The organism is Methylosarcina fibrata AML-C10 (assembly GCF_000372865.1).
GTDB classification, from domain to species: Bacteria; Pseudomonadota; Gammaproteobacteria; order Methylococcales; family Methylomonadaceae; genus Methylosarcina; species Methylosarcina fibrata.
This window is the reverse complement of record NZ_KB889965.1, coordinates 4757324-4778486: the sequence shown is the minus strand read 5'-3', so window position 1 is coordinate 4778486 and position 21163 is coordinate 4757324. Positions and strand designations below refer to the sequence as shown.

22 protein-coding genes are annotated in these 21163 nt (G+C 53.7%); 5 read left to right on the top strand and 17 right to left on the bottom strand.

Annotation, left to right across the window (positions count from 1 at the left end; translation table 11 throughout):
• Positions 1-218: 218 nt before the first annotated feature.
• From A3OW_RS0122665 to flgB, 15 genes are all read right to left on the bottom strand, one after another.
• Entirely contained in the window at positions 219-968 is a 750-nt protein-coding gene (locus tag A3OW_RS0122665; RefSeq protein ID WP_020565753.1) for a class I SAM-dependent methyltransferase, read from the bottom strand.
• A gap of 8 nt (positions 969-976) precedes the next feature.
• A complete protein-coding gene (gene motB, locus A3OW_RS0122660; protein WP_020565752.1) occupies positions 977-1942 on the bottom strand; it encodes a flagellar motor protein MotB in 966 nt (321 codons plus the stop codon).
• 18 nt (positions 1943-1960) lie between these two features.
• Positions 1961-2824 (bottom strand): flagellar motor stator protein MotA, encoded by an 864-nt coding sequence (motA, locus tag A3OW_RS0122655; RefSeq protein WP_020565751.1) that lies wholly within the window; start codon positions 2822-2824, stop codon positions 1961-1963.
• A 266-nt stretch (positions 2825-3090) separates the two neighbouring features.
• Positions 3091-4374 (bottom strand): EAL and HDOD domain-containing protein, encoded by a 1284-nt coding sequence (locus tag A3OW_RS0122650; protein ID WP_232422421.1) that lies wholly within the window; start codon positions 4372-4374, stop codon positions 3091-3093.
• 163 nt (positions 4375-4537) lie between these two features.
• On the bottom strand, positions 4538-5470 hold the full coding sequence (gene flgL / locus A3OW_RS0122645) for a flagellar hook-associated protein FlgL (protein ID WP_020565749.1): 933 nt from the start codon (positions 5468-5470) through the stop codon (positions 4538-4540).
• A 9-nt stretch (positions 5471-5479) separates the two neighbouring features.
• On the bottom strand, positions 5480-7129 hold the full coding sequence (gene flgK, locus A3OW_RS0122640) for a flagellar hook-associated protein FlgK (RefSeq protein WP_026223864.1): 1650 nt from the start codon (positions 7127-7129) through the stop codon (positions 5480-5482).
• A 37-nt stretch (positions 7130-7166) separates the two neighbouring features.
• Positions 7167-8270, bottom strand: coding sequence for a flagellar assembly peptidoglycan hydrolase FlgJ (gene flgJ, locus A3OW_RS0122635; protein WP_020565747.1), 1104 nt, complete (start codon positions 8268-8270; stop codon positions 7167-7169).
• Between the two features lie 12 nt (positions 8271-8282).
• Positions 8283-9377: a flagellar basal body P-ring protein FlgI gene (locus A3OW_RS0122630; protein ID WP_020565746.1), complete on the bottom strand. Its 1095-nt coding sequence runs from the start codon at positions 9375-9377 to the stop codon at positions 8283-8285.
• Between the two features lie 28 nt (positions 9378-9405).
• Positions 9406-10080 (bottom strand): flagellar basal body L-ring protein FlgH, encoded by a 675-nt coding sequence (flgH, locus tag A3OW_RS0122625; protein ID WP_020565745.1) that lies wholly within the window; start codon positions 10078-10080, stop codon positions 9406-9408.
• 10 nt (positions 10081-10090) lie between these two features.
• Complete coding sequence (gene flgG / locus A3OW_RS0122620) at positions 10091-10879, bottom strand: flagellar basal-body rod protein FlgG (RefSeq protein ID WP_020565744.1); 789 nt, start codon at positions 10877-10879, stop codon at positions 10091-10093.
• 50 nt (positions 10880-10929) lie between these two features.
• Positions 10930-11670, bottom strand: coding sequence for a flagellar basal body rod protein FlgF (locus A3OW_RS0122615; RefSeq protein WP_020565743.1), 741 nt, complete (start codon positions 11668-11670; stop codon positions 10930-10932).
• A gap of 21 nt (positions 11671-11691) precedes the next feature.
• Positions 11692-12990, bottom strand: coding sequence for a flagellar hook protein FlgE (flgE, locus tag A3OW_RS0122610; RefSeq protein ID WP_020565742.1), 1299 nt, complete (start codon positions 12988-12990; stop codon positions 11692-11694).
• A gap of 16 nt (positions 12991-13006) precedes the next feature.
• Positions 13007-13678 (bottom strand): flagellar hook assembly protein FlgD, encoded by a 672-nt coding sequence (locus tag A3OW_RS0122605; protein ID WP_020565741.1) that lies wholly within the window; start codon positions 13676-13678, stop codon positions 13007-13009.
• A gap of 10 nt (positions 13679-13688) precedes the next feature.
• Positions 13689-14105, bottom strand: a complete 417-nt coding sequence (flgC, locus tag A3OW_RS0122600; RefSeq protein ID WP_026223862.1) for a flagellar basal body rod protein FlgC — start codon at positions 14103-14105, stop codon at positions 13689-13691.
• A gap of 2 nt (positions 14106-14107) precedes the next feature.
• A complete protein-coding gene (flgB, locus tag A3OW_RS0122595; protein WP_020565739.1) occupies positions 14108-14500 on the bottom strand; it encodes a flagellar basal body rod protein FlgB in 393 nt (130 codons plus the stop codon).
• Between the two features lie 92 nt (positions 14501-14592).
• Here flgB and A3OW_RS28065 point away from each other — a divergent pair, with 92 nt between their 5' ends.
• Complete coding sequence (locus tag A3OW_RS28065; protein WP_020565738.1) at positions 14593-14736, top strand: hypothetical protein; 144 nt, start codon at positions 14593-14595, stop codon at positions 14734-14736.
• Between the two features lie 254 nt (positions 14737-14990).
• Here A3OW_RS28065 and A3OW_RS0122585 read toward each other — a convergent pair whose 3' ends face one another.
• Positions 14991-15752 (bottom strand): ABC transporter permease, encoded by a 762-nt coding sequence (locus A3OW_RS0122585; protein WP_020565737.1) that lies wholly within the window; start codon positions 15750-15752, stop codon positions 14991-14993.
• Positions 15749-16702, bottom strand: coding sequence for an ABC transporter ATP-binding protein (locus tag A3OW_RS0122580; protein WP_033412995.1), 954 nt, complete (start codon positions 16700-16702; stop codon positions 15749-15751). Before A3OW_RS0122580 ends, A3OW_RS0122585 begins: the two co-directional genes overlap by 4 nt.
• Positions 16703-16991: 289 nt before the next feature.
• Here A3OW_RS0122580 and A3OW_RS0122575 point away from each other — a divergent pair, with 289 nt between their 5' ends.
• The 4 genes from A3OW_RS0122575 (at position 16992) to A3OW_RS0122560 (ending at position 21162) form a co-directional block, all read left to right on the top strand.
• Positions 16992-17618, top strand: a complete 627-nt coding sequence (locus tag A3OW_RS0122575) for an FMN-dependent NADH-azoreductase (protein WP_020565735.1) — start codon at positions 16992-16994, stop codon at positions 17616-17618.
• A gap of 10 nt (positions 17619-17628) precedes the next feature.
• A complete protein-coding gene (locus A3OW_RS0122570; RefSeq protein ID WP_020565734.1) occupies positions 17629-18486 on the top strand; it encodes a pirin family protein in 858 nt (285 codons plus the stop codon).
• Between the two features lie 142 nt (positions 18487-18628).
• Positions 18629-19261: an isochorismate family cysteine hydrolase YcaC gene (ycaC, locus tag A3OW_RS0122565; RefSeq protein ID WP_020565733.1), complete on the top strand. Its 633-nt coding sequence runs from the start codon at positions 18629-18631 to the stop codon at positions 19259-19261.
• A 35-nt stretch (positions 19262-19296) separates the two neighbouring features.
• On the top strand, positions 19297-21162 hold the full coding sequence (locus A3OW_RS0122560) for an amidohydrolase (protein WP_020565732.1): 1866 nt from the start codon (positions 19297-19299) through the stop codon (positions 21160-21162).
• Position 21163 lies beyond the last annotated feature (1 nt).

The window sequence follows — 21163 nt, the reverse complement described above, 5'->3', positions numbered from 1 at the left end:
TCCAACGAAGTGCAACTAAGTACGCTGGAAATCGGGGGTAAGTTGGGGTAACATTGGGGGTAACTCAGTACCACCTAAAAGAGTTACTCTTCAATAACTCCATCCGATATCTTCCCGAAGCTATAAATCTGGTGTATGGAAAATCACGCGGCGTTTTGTTGTTGATCTCCGGTTTGTTTGAAGTGTGATCGTTTTCCGGAACGGCAGCCGGGATCTCTTTACATTTTCCAGATCATCAGACGGGTTCGCCGCGCATCTTTTAACCGCAGGGTCCGTGCCGGTTTTTCGCCGGGAACGGCAAACGAATTGCTGACGAACAGCGAGCCCCGGCGCATTTCTTTTTTAGCCTTTCGCCACAATTCGGGCATGGCGGCCGGGGAAAGAAAAGCATAGACGACGTCGTAGGATTCCAGATTTTCCCGCCACAAATTGCCGTAGCGGACGTTGGCGTTGAATGTTTTCCTTAGCCTGAGCCAACTGATCAGAAATAAGGCCGGCGCCGATTCAACCCCATGAAACGTACCGAATGAATTTCGCTTGGCCAGATAGGTCACCAAGCCGCCCGGGCCACTGCCCAAATCGAGAAAGTTGAAACTAGGCTGTTTCGGCAACAATTCTTCCAATGCCTGGCCGGTCGTCTCGTTGGACAGATACAGGGGAACTCTTTCCCGGATATTGCTCGAATAGAACAGGCAGAGCAGAATAAAGGCTACCAGAAAAAATACCGGTGGCATTTTCAGGCTCAAGGTAAACAAAACGGCGGGAAGGAACAGGCCCTGAATGATCAGCCACCACCACGGCAGACGAAGAAGTCCGCTCAAAAAGATGGCAAAAGCACTCTGGAGAGCGACAAGGAATAACGGACCCGGAGCCAAACCGAGTAACGGGCCGGCCTTGAAGGCCAGAAACGCCAACAAGAAGGCACCTGTCTGAGCCAGCAAAGCCTTGCACGCAACGGATGCCCGCATGAAACCAGCTATTGTTTAACCGATACCGGCATGGCTGCGTCCGCTTTAATCGGTTCGGCCGCCGGCGGCGTATTCTTTTTTAACAAATCCTCGGTGAAATCATCCAGATTGGCGCTATTGACGATGCCCTCTTCGGTTTTTTTGTTCAATACGATGATCGAAATGCGCCGATTCATTGGATTGTAGGGATCGTCCCTGTCCAAATGCACGCTGGAAGCGAGCCCTACCACGCGAATGATTTTCTCGTCCTTCAAGCCGCCCCGCACCAATTCTTTCCGGGCCGCATTGGACCGATCGGCGGAGAGTTCCCAGTTGGTATAGCCTTCGCCGTTGCCGGGAAACGGCACGCTGTCGGTATGGCCTGAAACGCTGATCCGGTTCGGCAGTTCATTGATGACCGGTGCCAATTGGTCGAGGATCTGCGCAGCGTAAGGCTCCATCCGGGCGCTGGCGGTGTTGAACATGGCTTTTTTCTCCTTATCGATGATCTGAATCCGTAGTCCTTCAGTGGTAAAATCGATCTTCAGTTGGCTCTTGAACTGATTCAGAAGAGGATTGGTTTCGATCAAGTTATCGATTTTTTCCTTCAGTTTTTTTAGATGGTTGATGTCGAGCCGTTCCGCCTCTTCATCGGTATCGTTATCGCTGGCGTCGGCAACGGTCTGCTGCTTGCCTTCGTTGGTCAATTTGACCTGCCCTTCGGATTGGGTTACGTCCTGCCCGCCTCCCTGAATGAGACTGGTGGCGTCGCCCGTGTTCGCGCCGCCGGCAAGAGACGGCCGCCACGGATCGGTAAAATAATCGGCAATACCCTGGCGGATCGAAGGCTCCGTCGTCCCCAACAGCCACATCAGCAGGAAAAACGCCATCATCGCCGTGACGAAATCGGCGTAAGCCAATTTCCAGGCGCCGCCATGATGCCCATGACCGCCTTTTTTAATTTTTTTGATGATAACGGGTTTGTTTTCGCTCATGTCGGCCTCTTGGCTCGCTTAACCGGTAGCTTTATTATTTTTCAGGTGTTCTTCAAGCTCCGCAAAAGGAGGACGCTCGGTCGAAAACATGACTTTGCGGGCAAACTCCACGGCCACCGGCGGCGCGTAGCCGTTCATGGAGGCGATCAGCCCGGCTTTTATACTCTGATAGTATTTGGTCGACTCTCCCAGTTTCTGCTCCAGAAGGCCGGCCAGGGGACCGATGAAACCGTAGGAAAGTAGAATTCCCAGAAAAGTGCCGACCAGAGCCGCGCCGATCAGTTGGCCCAGCTCGGCCGGAGGTTTACCCACCGATCCCATGGTATGAACCACGCCCATAACGGCCGCGATAATCCCGAAAGCCGGCAAACCGTCCGCCAGCCGGGAGAGCGCTCCGATCGGCAAGTGTTCTTCTTCGTGATGGGTTTCTATGTCGAGGTCCATCAGATTGTCCATTTGATGGACGTCGAAATTGCCGGCCACCATCAGCCGAAGATAATCAGTGAGGAACTCCATGGCATGGTGATCCGCCATTACGTTGGGGGCGGCGCTGAAAATAGGGCTTTCATTCGGGCTGTCGATATCGCTTTCGATGGCCAGCAGTCCCTGCTGCCTTATCTTGATGAAAATATTGTTCAGCAGGGTCAGGGTTTCGAGATAAAACTCTTTAGTGTACTTGGTGCCTTTGAAGGCGCTGCCCAGTGCGCCCATGGTCGCTTTCAGGATCTTCGGGCTGTTCGAAACGATGAAGGCTCCGACCGCTCCTCCGAAGATAATCAGGAATTCGAACGGCTGCACCAGTACGCCTATGTGCCCGCCCGCTCCCAGATAGCCGCCCAGAAGAGCGCCCACAACCACGATGTAACCAATAATGACGAACATGCAATTTTCTCTTTAAGAATTAGTGAAGAAAAATTTGTGAACAAGCAACCTTTCTGTATAAGCCAAACTCCTGGAAGAATTTGCAAAGCCTACGGATCATTGCAACCAAACATCTATTTGTTAATAGTCGACCGCCCCGCTGAAACCGAAGCACGTCGCCGACGAAAAGACTTATCGTGAACTTTTTGCACTTTCTGATTGCAATTTCCAGTAAGTCCGTTAGGCTCAGGATTTAATTCAGGAAATAATCGGTTCCTGCAAAAATATTAATGTAAACCGCCAAGTTCATTCAGGATATTCTCGGTATTGGCAATAGCTTTCACATAATTGGTTATCACTTTGTCCGGCGTCACCCATTCTTCGCATGCCTCCGGGGGCCGGCCTTGTTCAAGAGCCAATACGCAATTTAAGCCAATGCTGTATTTCCCGGTGCGTTCAATAAGCGCTTGAGTCATTTCAACAGGCAGTGGCATGTCTTTGACTAATTCATCCAAGGGTCGATTTAGCAAGGCATCAAGAATGGAAAGCAGTCCAACTGTATAAGCACTCTCCGGATCATCGATGGCAAGCTCTCGGCTTATGAAATAGCACATTTCTGCCCTTATCAGCCCGGTTTTCAATAATTCGGAATTTTTACTCTGCATTTCCGACATAATAAACAGGCTTGCCCATGCCCTCAGTTTTTTCAAGCCGATATACATGACGGCTTGTTGAATGGAACTAATCCTTTTTGTAAAACCAAGAGAAGCCGAGTTGATGAATCTTAATACCTTGAAACTGAGTTTCGGATCCAAAGAAATCAGCTTGGCCAGTTCATCAAGATCTACGGTGGGATCATTAATGCGGGAAATCACCTTTAACAGAAGAGTCTGATTAGTTTGTAACAGCCTAGTGCTTAAAATTTGCGGTTTTGCAAAAAAATAACCCTGAAAAAGATCAAAACCCAGCTCAAAAGCCATTTCATACTCGGCGTGCGTTTCAACCTTTTCGGCAAGCAGCACCAATCCTTTCGCCTTTAATCCGGAGATCTCTTCAGCAAATGAAGCGAGATTTAATCCCTGAATGTCTACTTTAATTATAGAGCAACAGGGTAATAAGGGTTCCCAGTGAGACTCAAACCTATAATCATCCAATGCAATACAAAAACCGTTCTTGTGCAGTTTCCGAACCCCATTCACAAGTTCAGAATCGATTTGAATATTTTCCAAAACCTCCAACACAAACCGTTCCTTATCCAGCATCGGAATATGCATGTCAGTAAAAAATTGCTTGGTAAGATTTACAAACGCCCGGTGATCGCCCACCAAGTGTTTCACGCCGAATTCCAGAAATGTAAAAAGCAGCGTCCGCGCAGTTATTAAATCCCCATCGATGGCGTCTTCCCCGGCTCCTTTATTGTTGTATCTGTAAAGCAACTCATAGCCAAAGGTTTGTTGATTACGATCAAGGATCGGCTGCCGTCCAATCTGAACGATTTCGAGAAGGCATTCTTGTTCCATTTCCGGGCCCGAGTTCAACATTAAGTCTGTTTCATATTTCAAATTGGCCAATCGAAAAATCAGTTCCGACCTTTTTTATTAACTAGCGGCAAAGCTTAAGAAAACGCATTAGGAAAAGAAATTCATTTTTCCAAATAAACCCGGACAACGATTGAATCGGTCTCTCGAAAGAAACCTTCAATAAGAATTGATTCCAGGCATTTCTTACCGTATTTCAGCCACTAATAAAATTAAACAACGATAATCTCTGCGTTTGAGCAAAAGTCTGCTGAGCCGCTTGCAGCGCTAAAGTTTGAGCATTAAACCGGCTGATCGCTTCGGCATAATCGATGTCTTCTATGCCGGAACGCACCGTTTCGGCGTGGAGGGCATCATCGGAATTCGCCATTTCCTGCTGATCCAGAATGCTTAGTCTTATGCCGGTGGACGACTGCACGTTGATGATTCTATCCATGGCATGGGAAATATCGTCCAGCGACGACGACTGGGGATCGTTATTTTTCAAATCCGAAACGAATTTATCGATGGCCTCGAAGACGTTCTCCAGGCCAGGCGACGGTCCCGAAGCCGGCGGGGTGCCCGCCGGCATTCCGAAAACGCTGTCGCCGGGATTGCCGTCGGCAATCGTTCGCTCCATCCCGACTTGAATGTTTCGCTGACCGGAATCCCCATCATAGGAAAACCCTCCGCCGGGAGCCGCAATTTGAGTGAAAGGAGGCGTCTTGCTCTTGAAACCGGCAAAGATATATTCTCCGTTGGCATTCTGGGTATTGGCCAGCTTAAGGAGATGATCCCGTAGCCCTTCCATTTCGATAGCGATGGAATTTCTGTCGCTCGGCGTATTGGTGCCGTTCAAGCCCTGCATGCCCAATTCGGTCACCTGCTGCAGGACGTCGACCGCATTCTGCAGCACGCCTTCCTGAAGCGAAAGCCGTTGTCTGGCCGATTCGAGATTGCTTTGGTATTGCTCCGTCTGCTTGATGCGATGGTCAAGATCAACGAGACGAGCCGCCCCTACCGGGTCGTCAGAGGGGGTCAGGATCTTTTTGCCGCTGGCTAACTGCATTTGGGTCTTGCTCAATCTGGCCTGCTGATCGAGCATGGCATTTAAACCCAGTTGTTGCGCCCATGAAGTCGAAATTCGCATGACAGTCTCCTACCGAACGGCATTGATGATGGTATCAAATAATGAATTGGCAACCGAGATGGCTTTGGCCGCAGCCTGATAGGCATTTTGAAACCGGATCAGGTTGGCCGCTTCTTCGTCCAGATTGACGCCGGCCAGACTTTCCCGTGTTTGCCTGGCCTGATTGAGCAGGACCTCCTGAGCCGAACGGCTGGCAGCCGCCGATTGAGTCGAAGCACCCACTTTGTTGATCAATTCCCCGTAAGCTTCCGAGAAAGTCGAACGGCCGCCGGATAACACGGACTTTGTTCCCAGGTTGGCCAGTTCCAGAGCTTTGGTATTGTCTCCCGGCGTGGTCAGCGCGCTGCTCGCCGCGGCAATTTCCTTCGGATCGGAAATAGCCAGATCCAGCTTTCCGGCCGCGTCGAATGCAGGTCTTATCAGGAAGCTTGACGCGCCTGACGGAGCCGCCGTCAAGTTGAGAGTCAGGCCTTCGACGTTGACGGCACTGCCGGGAAACCCCGAGATGTCGATCGCCTTGTTGTCGCTCAGGCGGGTCAGAGTATAGCTGGCGCCGTCGTAATCCAATCGATAGTCGCTGGGTTTCAGATTTGCCGTATTGGCCGGATCGTACGAGACTGAAACACTGCCGCCACCGGCAAAATTGGGATCGGCAATGACCGGCACGCCGGACGACGAACTTCCTAATACAAACAGGTCTTTGCCGACGTCGCCGTTTAAATCGAATCCCTGGGTATGCACCGAATTGATCTGAATCGACAACCCTACGGCCAGCATGCCTAACTGCTGTTGAGCCGGATCCAGAACTTGATCCCGGAATTTGATTTGTCCCGAAAGCTCGCCCCCGGTAATTTGCTGGGTTATCTTTTGACCGTTGACAAGCACGTCCTTGTAGGTCTCATCCGTACTCGATCCCTGCAACGACAGTTCATACGCGTTCGCGCCCAGGACCAGGGATTGGCCCTGGCCGATCATGATGCCGATCGAACCGTCGTCCTGATTCAGCACGGAAATGTTTATTTTCTCGGCCAGCTTGGTGACCAGCGCATCGCGCTGATCGAGCAGATCATTGGGCAATTGCCCGTCAGGTGCCATGGCGGTGTCGGAGACGATCCTGGCGTTCAGATCGGCAATCGCTTGGGCATACGAGTTGATGTCGTCCACCGTCGCCTGCATTTGTCCATTCGTTTGAGCGCGGAAGTCGTCAAAATAAGACGACAGCGTATTGAATTGCTGCGCCAGAAAATCCGCCTTGTCCAGCATCGCCTGCCGTGCCGAAACGGAAGCCGGGTCGTTGGCGACGTTATGGACCGCGCTGAAAAAAGAGTCCAATGAAGCCGACAGGCTTGAATCATTGTCGGCGACGATCGCATCCACTTGCGACGCCATTGCCGAAAGCCAGTCCGATTCGGCATATGCCGAGGTGCTGACGTTCAACTGTTGGTTAACGAATTGATCGTAGCTTCGAGTAATGTTGGCAACGTTAACGCCCTGCCCGACATAGCCTTCGGTCGAATAATACGCATTGCGTGCGCTTAATTCGACCCGTTGCCGGCTATACCCTTCGGTATTGACGTTGGCGATATTGTGACTGGTGGTATCCAGCGAACGCTGAAAGGCCATCAGACCTGTCAATGCCGTTCCTAAAATTCCTGCCATGATGCTGTCCTGTTCGGTAAGTAACTAATAAGCTGGATCATTTATTCATTGCCATCGCGAGATCGGATTCAAACTCGTTCATGGCATTGCTGTAATAAATTTTAAGTACCTTTTCCGCATAGTTGGGATCGGTCGCATACCCTGCCTGCTGTAGTTTGTGCATGTAATGCTCCGGATTGCCTGCCTGCTTCAACGCATCGTCGTAGCGCGGATTGCTCTTTATAAAACTCACATAATCCTGGAAACTTTCCTCGAAGGAGGCGTAGGATCGAAAAGGCGAAGTCACCTTTTTGGCCATGCCGTGTTCAAACTCCAACGCACTAACCTGAGTCTTCTTTCCTTGCCAGGCTTTGTCGGCTTTGATGTTGAATAAATTGAAACTGCTGCCCTCGCTGTGCCTTATCAATGAACGCCCCCAGTTGGTTTCCAGCGCCGCCTGCGCCAATAGCATTTTAGGTGCCACGCCCAACTCTCTGGCTGCCTGTTCTGCCAGAGGGTGCAATTTTCTGACGAAGTCTTGTGAAGAATGTATCGGCCCGGCCGCTCCATTCTTTAACCGGAATTCGGTAAATTGGTTGAAATCGCCGTTTTCTTCATCGAAATCCGCCCAGTTTCCGGCTCGTCTCCCGGCGATTCCGGGATGACGTTCGGGCCGCTGCGCCGGAGAGGCGTTCTCCGGTCGATTTTCAATCTCCCAGCCGTCATCATCCGACCGACGTTCCAGATCTTCTTTGGTGCCGGCCACCTTATCGACGGCTCCGTGCGGCCCGGCGACGGGTTTGGAAGCCGTGGACGAACGGTTCAGATAATCCTCAAGATCCATTTTTCTGTTGTTGTCGGACTCCTCACCCTCGCGCTTCATCTGCCGGACGACCAAATCGGCCAGCCCCACCGATCCCGACATATGCAGCGCCAATTGCTGATCGTACATTTCGCTATAAAACTGGCTCTGATCGTTATCCAGTATGCCGTCCGCCAATTTGGCTTCCCGCATGGTTTTAAGCACGTTATTCAAAAAAATCGATTCGAATTGTTTGGCGGCTGCTTTTAATGCTTCGGGAGATTCTTTCCTGGCCTCGCTTTTCAACTTGGCCAGCCCATCAAAGCTGGTGTACGTATCGGCATGATTGACAGGTAGCATGTGAACTCCTATTTAGATGACGATTAATTCGGCCCGTAAGGCACCGGCCGATTTAAGAGCTTCGAGGATGGCCACCAGATCGCTGGGCGCCGCTCCTACATGGTTGACTGCCTGGACAATTTCATCCAGGGAAACGCCGGCGTTGAATACAAACATACGTTGTTTTTCTTCACTAACACTCACGTCGGATTGGGGCGTTACCACCGTTTGCCCCCGCGAGAATTCATAAGGCTGGCTGACCTGCGGATTTTCGTCGATCGTCACCGTTAAATTGCCGTGAGACACGGCCGCAGGCTGGACCCTGACCTTGCTGTTGATCACCACCGTGCCGGTACGGGAGTTGACTATGATTTTGGCCGGCGCCTCGTCGGGAGCCACGAGAATATTTTCAATCATGGCGGCGAACGAAACTTTTAATCCGGGATCGGAAGGCCCTCTGACTCTGACCGAGGCGGCATCGACGGGCCTTGCGGTATCGGCTCCGAGTTCGTTGTTGATCGACTCCGCCATGCGATTGGCGGTAGTAAAATCGGCGGTATGCAAATTGAAAATCAATTCGTTATTAGCGGAAAAGGGCGTATTGACTATGCGCTCGACGGTGGCCCCGTTCGGAATGCGGCCGACGCTCGGATTGTTGACGGTAATGCTCGATCCGTCCTTCCCCGAGGCGCTCAAGCCGTTGACCACCAGGCTCCCCTGTGCGACCGCATAGACCTGCCCGTCGGCTCCTTTCAGAGGCGTCATCAGCAGCGTGCCGCCACGAAGGCTTTTCGCATCGCCGATCGAAGACACGGTAACGTCGATCGTTTGACCGGGTTTGGCAAAAGCCGGAAGTTCCGCCTGAATCGCCACGGCCGCGATATTTTTGGCTTTGGGATCGATGCCCGGCGGCAAGGTTACTCCGAAACGTCCGAGCATGCTGCGCAAGGTTTGACCGGTAAACTTGTTTTTATCCCCCGATTTATCCAGACCCACCACCAGACCGTAGCCTACCAACTGGTTCGTGCGGACGCCTTCGATGGAAGCGATGTCCTTGATGCGTTCGGCATGGACTAAACTGCCAAGAAAGAGCCCCGGCAGGGCTAGAGCAACAATCATTTTACGCATACACTTCATCTTTCAGCCTCCATAAAATTTAGAAAGGCCACCAGGGACTGTAGATAATCCTCGAAAGCCATCCCATCTTACTGGCATCGGCCATGGCCCCGCTGCCGGTATACATGATGGTCGCATCGGCCACCTTATCCGAAGAAATCGTGTTGGAAGGATCGATGTCGACTGTTCTGACGATACCCGACAACCGAATGTATTCGTCCCCCTGGTTCAGCGTCACTCTCTTTTCACCGCGCACCCTCAAGTTGCCGTTCGGCAAGACTTCCACGACAGTGACCGAAATATCGCCTACCAGACTGTTGCTCTGGTTGGCCTCGCCCTCGCCTTTGAAGTCCCTTTTGGCGGCCAATTCGGTTTTCAAATCATTGCCGGTAATAACCGACGTATCGAATCCCGCCACCCACGGAGCCGTGAGCAAGACGTCTAGATCTTTTTTCGCATTCAGATCGTCCGCCTTGCGTGCCTGAGTTAGCTCCTGCAACCGGATGGTCAGCACGTCGCCGACCCGCATGGCCTTGTTGTCTTCGAATAACCGCATATCGTAACCCGACTGGTAAATTGAGCCATTGCTCTGAGGCGGAGGCGTCAGATTAACGGGCGCAACGGGAGCAAATTCCGGATCTTTGGGCGGTATCGGCGTACAGGCCGCGAGCATGACGAGCACTGCGCCGATGAAGCCGAGCTTAGGGAAAATCATGCTATTAACCCTACAATTGTTGCGTCACGAAGGACAGCATCTGGTCTGTGGTTGAAATGGCCTTGGAATTCATCTCATAGGCCCGCTGCGTTTCAATCATGTTGACCAGTTCTTCAACCACGTTGACGTTGGAGGTTTCCAAGGAACCTTGCAGCAGCGGTCCGTATTCCTGATCCCCCGGCGTTCCGAGGACGGGCGTGCCGCTGGCGACGGACTCCCGGTAAAGATTCTCGCCCACCGGTTCCAAGCCCGTCGGATTGATGAAATCGGCCGTCTCGATCTGGCCCACCTGGACCGGCGTGGCATTGCCCGGCTGCAGAACAGAAACCGTCCCGTCGCGGCCAATGGTAATGCTGATGGCATCGTTGGGAATCGTGATCGACGGCTCCAGAGGCAAACCGCCGGAAGTCACCAACTGGCCGGTTGAATCCAGTTTCAAGGAACCGTCCCGAGTGTAATTGATGTCGCCATTAGGCATCAGGACTTGTAAAAATCCCCGGCCGTTTATGGCCACATCCAGCGAATTTTCAGTCTGCTGAATATTACCCTGGGTGTGCAGTTTTTCGGTGGCGACGGTTCGGACTCCCGTGCCCAGTTGCAGCCCGGAGGGTAATTCCGTATTCTGCGTAGATTGAGCGCCGACCTGGCGGATATTTTGATAAACCAGATCTTCGAAAATCGCCCGGGATTTTTTGAATCCGGTGGTGTTGACGTTGGCCAGATTGTTGGCAATGACCGCCATGCGGGTTTGCTGGGCCTCCAGACCGGTTTGAGCGACCGATAGTGCGCGTTCTGTCATGATAGTTTCCTCGCTGTCAAAAATTTGTCTCGACCTAACCGATGCAGGGTTTATGCCATCTGCATGAGCCTGGCGCTTGCGCCGGCGTTTTCATCGGCGCTCTTCATGACTTTGGTTTGCAATTCGAAGTTTTTGGCCAATTCGATCATTTCCACCATCGCGCCGATGGCATTGACGTTGCTTCCTTCCAGCGCACCCTGCACAAGAGTCACTTCGGCACTGGGCGCCGCCGTCTTTCCGTCTTTCATGCGCATGAGACCGTCATTGCCTTTTTCCAGGTTGTCCATCGCCGGCTTGACCAATTTGATCCGATCGAGAACAACCATATTGGATGCCCTAGCCCCCAGGGGTACCATGCTGATCGTGCCGTCGCCGCCTATTTCCAGTTTCTGCGACGGCGGCACGGCAATGGGACCGTCCTGTCCCAGAATCGGCAAGCCGGCTCCGTTCTGCAATAACCCTTCCGGGGTAATTCGAAGATCGCCGGCGCGGGTATAGGCTTCCTTTCCTTCCGCGTCCTGAACCACCAACCAGCCTTCTCCGTCCACCGCCACGTCGAGTTCCCGCCCGGTGCTCTGCAGGGAGCCGGCGGCCAGATTCGTTCCCGGCCTTTCCGTCATGGCGTAGACACGGGTAGGAAAACCCGGACCAAAAACCGGCATGCTGCGAAATTGCTCCAGATCCGCTTTGAATCCGGTGGTCTGCGAATGCGCCAAATTATTGGCGTTGGCCGTTTGCGCCAGCAGCGTTTGTTTGGCGCCGCTCATTGCAATATACAGGCTTTTGTCCATAACGGCTCTCCTACCTCAAGGCTAGCGAATGTTTAGAATGGTTTGGGTAATGGTGTTTTCCGTGCTGATGGTTTGGGCGTTGGCCTGATATGCCTGCTGGTCAATGATCAGATGGACCAATTGTTCCGACAGGTCGACATTGGAAGCCTCCAGCGCTCCCGATTTGACCGTGCCGTTACTGCCTTTTCCGGGCTCTCCGGTAAGGGATTCGCCCGAAGCCGAGCTCTGAGTCCAAGTGGTGTCCCCTGCCTTATTCAATCCTTGGGGGTTAGCGAAGCGCGTAATTGCCACCATTCCCAACGGTTCGGAATTGCCGTTACTGTAATTGGCAAAGACGATGCCGTCGTCACTGATGCTGATACCGGTCAGATTGCCTGTCGGAAAACCGTCTTGAGATAACTTATTGACCGAAAATACGCTGTTGTACTGACTCGTATTGGCAAAATCGAAAGTAAAAGCCAACGGCTCGACATTCAAGGTAGGATTCAAATCGGTGGACGTAATCGCTCCGTAAGTGGTAGGCCCAACCGGCGAAGTGAGCTTTCCTGACGTATCGAACGTCATCGTCACCGACGTCTGAGTTCCATCGAGCGGTTCCGGTGCAACCGAACCGTCCAGATTAATCGGCTTATCGTCGACAAATACGTAAGCAGACCAGGTATTCGGCGTCGTCGGGCTCTGAGTTACATAATAAGTCTCCACGATATGGGAATTTCCCTGGGAATCGTAGACCGTCAGCGACGACATGTGATTGAAGGAATTGGGATCAGCGGGATCCACCGGGGAATTGGCCGGAGCCGTTTGCGTGGACTGGAGATTCGCACTGATGCCGATCGAAGTCGTGGCTTGCGGAGCTCCCTGCAAACCGTTCACTTGCAATGGCTGCATGACTCCGGTGCTGAAGCCTTCTTCAACGGTGGTTCCGTTCGGCTTGAAGGTCAGCAGGAAATTGCCCTGGTTGTTGACTACATAACCGTCCTTATCCAGCTTGAACTCGCCGGATCGCGTATAAATGGAAGGACGATCCGAAGTGGCGTCAGTACCCAGAGAAAAAAAACCTTCACCGATGATCGCCAGATCCAGATTATTTCCGGTCACATTGATATTTCCCTGCGTGAACTGCTGGGCGACGTTGGTGACCCGCACCCCCGACCCCGGCTGGGTAGTGCTGACTCCGCTCAGGGACGAGGCGTAAACGTCGGCGAATTCCGCCCGGGATTGCTTGAACCCGGTGGTGTTCGCGTTGGCGATGTTATTGCCGGTCACCGCCAGATTGGTTGCCGCTGCATTCAAACCGCTGATTGCCGTAACAAAAGACATGTTCTATCCTCCGATATTAAAGAATCTGTGTTATTTCATTGAAGCCGATGGTGCCGAGACCTTCGAGATTGACGCTGACGCCCTGCTGTCCGTTGCCCAGAACTACGCTTTCCACCTTTGAAAAAACCTCGGTGGCTAAAGCGGTATTGACACCGTTCACGTCGGCCGCCGCTTCCAGCCGATAGACGCCCGGATGCGCGAGGACGTTATTGTCGTTGTAGCCGTCCCAGGCAAACGGCACCGCGCCTGACGAATGGCTACCCAGATCCAGCGTGCGGACCGTTTCTCCCGACTGGGCATCGACGATCTTCAGTGTCACGCGGGAAACATTGCCGGGCAGATCCAGTTGACCTTTGATTTCGCCGCCCGCAGGCAACACGCCTTCTCTCGAAGGTATCGAGACGTAGCGCCCGACCAGGCTGGAAGCCTGCAAGGCCTGGTCCGAACTGATCGAAGAAGCAAAGCTTTTAAACAAATTCTGCAGATCCTGAATCCCCGACACCGTTCCGAACTGAGCCATTTGCGCAAGAAAATCGCCGTTTTCCATCGGCTTGGTCGGGTCCTGATGCGTCAGTTGCGTCGTCATTAATTTCAGAAATTCCTCCTGCCCCAGCGATTGCTTTTTAGGAGCGGACGTTTCCGTGCTCGACAGACCCAACGCGCTAATTGCATCTAATCCAATAGCCATGACAAATCCTCTACTTTCCCATTCTCAAGGTTTGAAGAATCAATTCCTTCGCCGTGTTCAAAACTTCCACATTGTTTTGATAGGAACGCGATGCCGACATCATGTCGGCCATTTCTTCAATCGTATTCACGTTGGGTTTGTAAATATAGCCGGCTTTATCGGCCATCGGATGATTGGGAGCGTATTCCATCACCGTCGGCGCCTGGCTCTCGACCACGCCCAATACGTTGACGTTGCTTCCCAAATTCTGCCGGTCCATGGCATTCTTCAGCTCGGCGGCAAATACCGGCTGCCGCGATTTATAAACGGTCTCCAGGCTGCTGCTGACGCTGTTGGCATTGGCGATGTTGCTGGCGACCAGATTCAGCCTCAGCGACTGCGCGCTCATGCCGCTGCCGGCGATATCGAAAATGTTAAAACTCGACATGATCATTCACCTCTCAGAGCCGTCATCAGCCCCGACAATTTATTGTTGATAAAGCTCAGGCTGACCTGATACTGCACCGCATTTTCCGCAAATTTCGCTTGTTCGACATGCGTTTCGACGGTGTTGCCGTCGAGAGAAGCCTGATTCGGATTACGGTACATTAACCGGGCGCCCAGAATTTGTTGAGGCGGGGTCATATGGCCTGACTGAGTGCGCTCCAGATTGACTTCCGAAGGCATGTGTTGTTTGAAAATGGATTTAAAGTCGAGATCGCGGGCTTTGTAGCCGGGAGTATCGGCATTTACCAGATTGGATGCCAGAACTTCACTGCGTCTTTCCCGTAATGCGAGCGCCTGGGTATGAATTCCGAGCGCTTTATCAAAATTTACCGACATGGTTTTTCCTCACTTCGTAGCTGCTTTTCCGTTACTTAAGCAAATACCATACCGGTAATTTTTTTATTTTATTTTTCAGTAGGATATCGGTAATGAAAAATTCCGGACGCCTTTATGTTCAAGAAATGGGCCGTGGAAAAATCCCGATTCGGCAAAAAATTGTCACCCTCGGCAGCAAAGATAAGGCCGCGCCGGTAAAAGAAAAATTTTCCGGTAGGCGTATGACTGAATTTTGACGCTGTATGGAGAGGACTGCCTGCGTGCCATGGCGAGCGAATGGAGTTTGCAGAATGAGAAGATCAACTGCCTTGGTCCGGATTGTAAAAATCCGGACCCGAACCGGGAGGTCTCAACATAGATCTCGAAAAAATGACGTCCGGGTACTTCCACCCGTAAGAAGGGAGCAAGTACAATGCGATCCCGATGACCCTGTCAAGGCTACGAAAGTATCGCTTGTTTATTGATTTGCATCAGGATCATGATCGCCGCATCAGTTTCTAATCCTGTACCCCGTCTTAAACGCCCATCCTACAAAAATCAGGCAGAGGATGAGAAAGCCCATCGTCATGCCAAGGCTCATGGCGATATGCACGTCGGCAATATCATAGAAACTCCAGCGAAAGCCGCTAATCAGATACACCACCGGATTGAACAGGGTAATCTTTTGCCATAACGGGGGCAACATATGGATCGAATAGAACGCGCCGCCCAAAAAGGTGAGCGGAGTGACGATCAACATCGGCACCACCTGAAGTTTCTGAAAATTATCGGCCCACAGGCCGATAATAAAGCCGAACAAACTGAAAGTCACTGACGTGAGCAAAAGAAAGGCAATCATCCACACTGGATGGGCAATCTCGTAGGGCACGAAAATGCGGGCGGTGCCCAGAATGAGTAAACCCAGAATCACCGACTTGGTCGCCGCCGCTCCGACGTAACCCATCAGCACTTCGACCCACGAAACCGGTGCCGAAAGCAGCTCATAAATCGTTCCCGCCCACTTGGGCATGTAAATGCCGAAAGACGCATTGGAGATGCTTTCGTTCAGCAAATTCAGCATGACCAGCCCCGGGATGATGAAGGCGCCGTAACTGACGCTGTCGATGTCGCCCATACGCGAGCCGATGGCTTTGCCGAATACGATGAAGTAAAGCGAGGTGGTCAGCACCGGTGCGGCGATACTCTCCCATAGAGTGCGAAAGGTGCGCGCCATTTCGAATCGGTAAATGGCGCGAATGCCATGGATGTTCATTTCAGTGCCTCCTTGGGCTGGTGAACCAGATTGACAAAGATGTCCTCCAGGGAACTCTCGCTGGAACGCAAGTCTTTGAAGTCGATGCCGTGTTCGTTCAGCGAGCGCAGCAGCGTAGCGATGCCGCTTTCTTCTTCCCGGGCGTCGAAGCTATACACCAGGGCGTGTCCGTCGTCGGCAAGCGCCAACGACCAAACGCTGAGTTCTGCCGGTATACGGGTCAAGGGTTGACGTAATGTCAACGTTAGCTGCTTTTTACCGAGTTTGTGCATCAATACGTTTTTATCTTCAACAACGATCAGTTCCCCTTTGGCGATGACGCCGATGCGATCGGCCATGTCTTCGGCTTCCTCAATGTAATGAGTGGTCAGTATGACGGTGGTACCCTGCGCACGAAGCTCACGCACCATGCGCCACATGTCGTGTCGTAACTCCACGTCCACGCCGGCGCTCGGCTCGTCAAGAAACAATATCGCCGGTTCATGAGCTAGAGCCTTGGCAATCAGCACCCGGCGTTTCATGCCGCCGGAAAGCGTCATGATCTTCGCATTGCGCTTGTCCCATAAGGACAGATCGTGCAGCACTTTTTCCAGATAGGCGGCGTTGGGCGCCTTACCGAACAGCCCCCGGCTGAATTTGATCGTGGCCCAGACCGACTCAAACGAGTCCGTGTAAAGTTCCTGCGGGACTAATCCGATGGCGGCCCGCGCCGCGCGATAGTCCCGCACAGTGTCGTGACCGTCGACAATGACGCGTCCGGAACTGGCCTTGACGATGCCGCAGATGATGTTAATCAGCGTCGTCTTGCCCGCGCCGTTGGGGCCGAGCAAGGCGAATATCTCGCCGCGTTTTATTTCCAGGTTAATTTTTTTGAGCGCCTGAAAACCACTGGCGTAGGTCTTGTTAACGTCGCAGACGCAGAGAATGGGGACGGAATTTTCAGTAGTCATGATTGCGGCCATGAGACGGATGTCCGACGCATCGATGTCGGCGATTGAAGTGGCGGGTATTCTTGCACGGCATAAGTTACCGTCGATTGGCTCTTCTTCAGGATTTCCTCCGCCTGGGCGTACTCTCCGGCGTTCGCTACTACGATCGGGGAGCGCCATTGTTTGAGGGTAATAGGAGAAGTCTTCATTATTTATCCAATTGATAGATAGTTATAAGCAAAATATTATACTTTTTTATCGAATGAATTGGATGTTTAATGGAGCCACATTCAGCAACGGAGGAACATCCATGAAAACCCTGCTCCAAATCAACTCCAGCATTTTCTCTTCCGGCGGCCAGTCCAGCCAACTGGCCGACCAATTCGTCGCCGCCTGGCGCAGTCATCATCCGAATGCCCAAGTGATTCTTCGCGATCTGGCGCAGGCACCCCTGCCGCACCTGGACGCGCAGCGGGTAACCGCTTTTTTTTCAGCGCCCGAAGCGCGGACGCCGGAACAACGGACTTTGGTGGCCGAGTCGGACGCCCTGATCAATGAAATCAAACAAGCCGAGATCCTGGTGATCGGCCTGCCGATGTACAACTTCAGCATTCCGTCGACACTCAAGGCCTACTTCGATCAAATCGCCCGGGCCGGCGTGACGTTTCGTTACACGGCGAACGGCCCCGAAGGGCTGCTGACCGGCAAGAAGGCGTATATTTTCGCCGCTCGGGGCGGGCTGTACGCTGGCACGCCGCTTGACGGCCAAACCGGTTATGTACGGAACTTTCTGGGCTTTCTAGGCATCACCGACGTTGGGTTCGTGTATGCCGAAGGACTCAACATGGGCGAAGCCAGCAAGGAATCGGCATTGGCCGAAGCCAAACAGCAGCTCGCCTCTCTGGCAGCTTCCGATGATGTCGCTACAGCAATGTGAGGAGCACGATATGACCACGCGTACATTGAAACAAATCATCAAGGCTTTGCCTGCCACCGACGGCGGCGGCGTCAAGCTGCTGCGTAGCCTGGGCCAATCCCAGGCGGCGCGCCTCGATCCCTTCCTGATGCTGGACGAATTTTCGTCGACCAACGCCGACGATTATATTGCCGGCTTTCCCGACCACCCGCACCGGGGTTTCGAGACGGTGACCTACATGCTCGACGGCCACATGCTGCATCGGGATCACTTGGGCAACCGCGGCGATTTGAAACCCGGTTCGGTGCAATGGATGACCGCCGGCCGCGGCATCATCCATTCCGAAATGCCGCAGCAGGAAAGCGGCCGCATGCGCGGTTTCCAACTGTGGGTGAATTTGCCGGCACGGGAAAAAATGAAGCCCGCCGCGTACCGGGACATTCAGCCGGAGGACATTCCCCTGCTCGACCTTAAGGACGGAAGCCGGGTAAAAGTCATTGCCGGCAGCGCACAAGTGGCAGGCCGGGTTGTCGCCGGACCCGTCCAGGGACTCAGTACCGAGCCTTTGTTCCTGGACGTCCATCTTCCGGCGGACGGCCATTTCGTCCACCCGGTTGCAGAAGGGCACAACGCCTTCGTATATCTTTACGAAAGCTCGGCCGAAATCGGCCCGACTGCCCAAAGGCAGCCCTTGGCACTCCATGCCGTCGGCGTACTTTCCGGTGGGGATCATATAGAGGTTCATGCCGGGAAGGAAGGTGCCTCTTTTCTGGTGCTTTCGGCCAAGCCCTTGCGCGAGCCGGTCGTTCAGTACGGTCCCTTCGTGATGAACACGCGCGATGAGATCGAACAGGCGCTTGCGGATTATCGGGAGGGGCAATTGGTATGAATGATTGTTCCGATACCGAACGCGCGTAGAATGACTTGACCCGTTCGATAGCATGGGTCAAGCCATGAACTTTCAATCACCCACACGACTCGCACTTTTAGGCATCCGTGTGGCTTATTAAATAATTATTACGGAGATCACCATGAATGCGAAATACAAAAAACTGAACAAAGACGATGCCGCCTTGCTGTTGGTCGACCACCAGTCCGGGCTGATTTCACTGGTGCAGGATTTCAGCCCCGACGACTTCAAAAACAACGTGATCGCGCTGGCCGACATCGGCAAATTCTTTCAGTTGCCGACGATATTGACGACCAGCTTCGACGAAGGCCCCAACGGGCCGATCGTTCCGGAAATTCTCGAACGCTTCCCCGATGCGCCTTTCATCCGCCGTCCCGGACAGATCAACGCCTGGGACAATGAAGATTTTGTGAAAGCAGTCAAAGCGACCGGACGCAGGCAACTGATCATCGCCGGGGTCGTGACCGACGTGTGCGTGACGTTCCCTACCTTGTCGGCTTTGGAAGAAGGTTATGAGGTCTTTGTCGTCACCGATGCGTCCGGCACGTTCAATTTGACCACCCGGCAGAGTGCGTGGGACCGCATGTCGCAGGCCGGCGCGCAACTGGTCAACTGGTTTGCGGTCGCCTGCGAATTGCAGCGGGACTGGCGCAACGACATGGAAGGACTGGCGACTTTGCTGTCGAATCACCTGCCTAATTACCGCAACCTGATGACCAGTTATTTCAAATTGCAGGAAGCGATGAAAAAATAGCGCAAGCTACTTAAAACCGATTGGAGGGTCTTACGATGAATACCGCCCCTACGCCGGACACGATTTTCAGAAACGGCCGTTTTACCACGCTGGACCGCAAAAACCCCGAAGCCCACGCCGTCGCCGTCAAGGACGGCGTGTTCCTCCGCGTCGGCGACGAGGCTGCGGTCATGAAACTGGCCACCGCGTCCACTCCGGTCGTTGACCTCAAAGGCAAGCGCGTCATACCGGGTTTTATCGACAGCCATCTGCACCTCATTAGAGGCGGCTTGAGTTATTTGATGGAACTGCGCTGGGACGGCGTGCCGGACGTCGCAACCGCTCTGACAATGCTGAAGCAGCAAGTGGCGATCACGCCGCCGCCGCAATGGGTGCGCGTGGTCGGCGGCTTTACCGAACACCAGTTCGCGGAAAAGCGCCTGCCCACGCTGGAAGAAATCAATGCGATCGCGCCGGATACGCCCGTGTTTATCTTGCACTTATACGACCGCGCCCTGCTGAACCGCGCCGCATTGCGGGCATGCGGCTACGATAAAAACACCCCCGATCCGCCGGGCGGCGAAATTCAACGGGATGGAAGCGGCCAGCCGACCGGTTTGCTGATTGCGCGTCCGAATGCGATGATTCTGTACGCCGCCCTGGCCAAGGGGCCGAAACTGGCGCCGGAAGATCAACTGATTTCCAGCCGGCACTTTATGCGCGAACTGAACCGGCTGGGCGTAACCTCAGCGATCGACGCGGGCGGCGGTTTCCAGAATTATCCCGAAGACTATCGGGTGATCGAGCAACTTGCCCGAGACAAGCAGTTGACGATCCGCATCGCCTACAACCTGTTCACCCAACGGCCGGGCAAGGAACTGGAGGATTTCCAGGCCTGGACCCAGCAGCTCAAGCCCGGCCAAGGCTCCCCCATGTACCGCCACAACGGCGCAGGCGAAATGCTGGTGTTTTCCGCCGCCGATTTCGAGGATTTCAAGGAGCCGAGGCCCGATCTGGCGGCCAGCCTGGAAGACGAGCTTTACCGCGTCGTACGGCATCTGGCGGAAAACCGTTGGCCGTTCCGCATTCACGGCACTTATGACGAATCGATTTCCCGCTTTCTGGACGTGTTCGAGCGGGTCAATGCCGAGTTTCCCCTGAATGGCTTAAACTGGTTCATCGACCATGCCGAAACCGTCACCCAGCGCAACCTGGACCGTATCAAGGCGTTGGGCGGCGGCATTGCCATCCAGCACCGCATGGCTTACCAGGGCGAGGATTTCGTCGCGCGTTACGGCGACAAGGCGGCCGAAGCCACGCCGCCGATTCAACGGATGCTGGCCACCGGGATTCCCGTCGGCATGGGGACGGATGCCACGCGCGTCGCCAGCTATAACCCCTGGATCGGCATTTATTGGCTGGCGACGGGCAAGACCGTGGGCGGACTGACCCTTTATCCGCCCGCCCATCGCCTGTCGCGCGAAGAGGCGTTGAGGTTGTACACCGAGGGCTCGGCGTGGTTTTCCACGGAACACGGCAAGAAAGGCGCGATCGTCGCCGGGCAGTATGCCGACTTTGCCGTGTTGCCCGAAGACATGATGACGATCGCGGACGACGATCTGAAAAACCTGAATGCCGTGATGACCGTCGTGGGCGGCGAGATCGTCTACGGCGACCGGGAATTCAAGGAATTCGACCCGCCCGCGCTACCGATTTCCCCGTCCTGGTCGCCGGTGATCCGATACGGCGGCTATCATATGGCCGCACGGCAGGCGCATCCCAACGCCCTGGCACGGGCCTGCGCCTGCGGCACGGCTTGCGGCATCCACGGCCATGCCCATGCCCGGGCTTTTCAAAGCCCTGTTCCGGCGGCCGATTTGAAAAGTTTCTGGGGCGTTTTGGGCTGCAGTTGTTGGGCGTGAG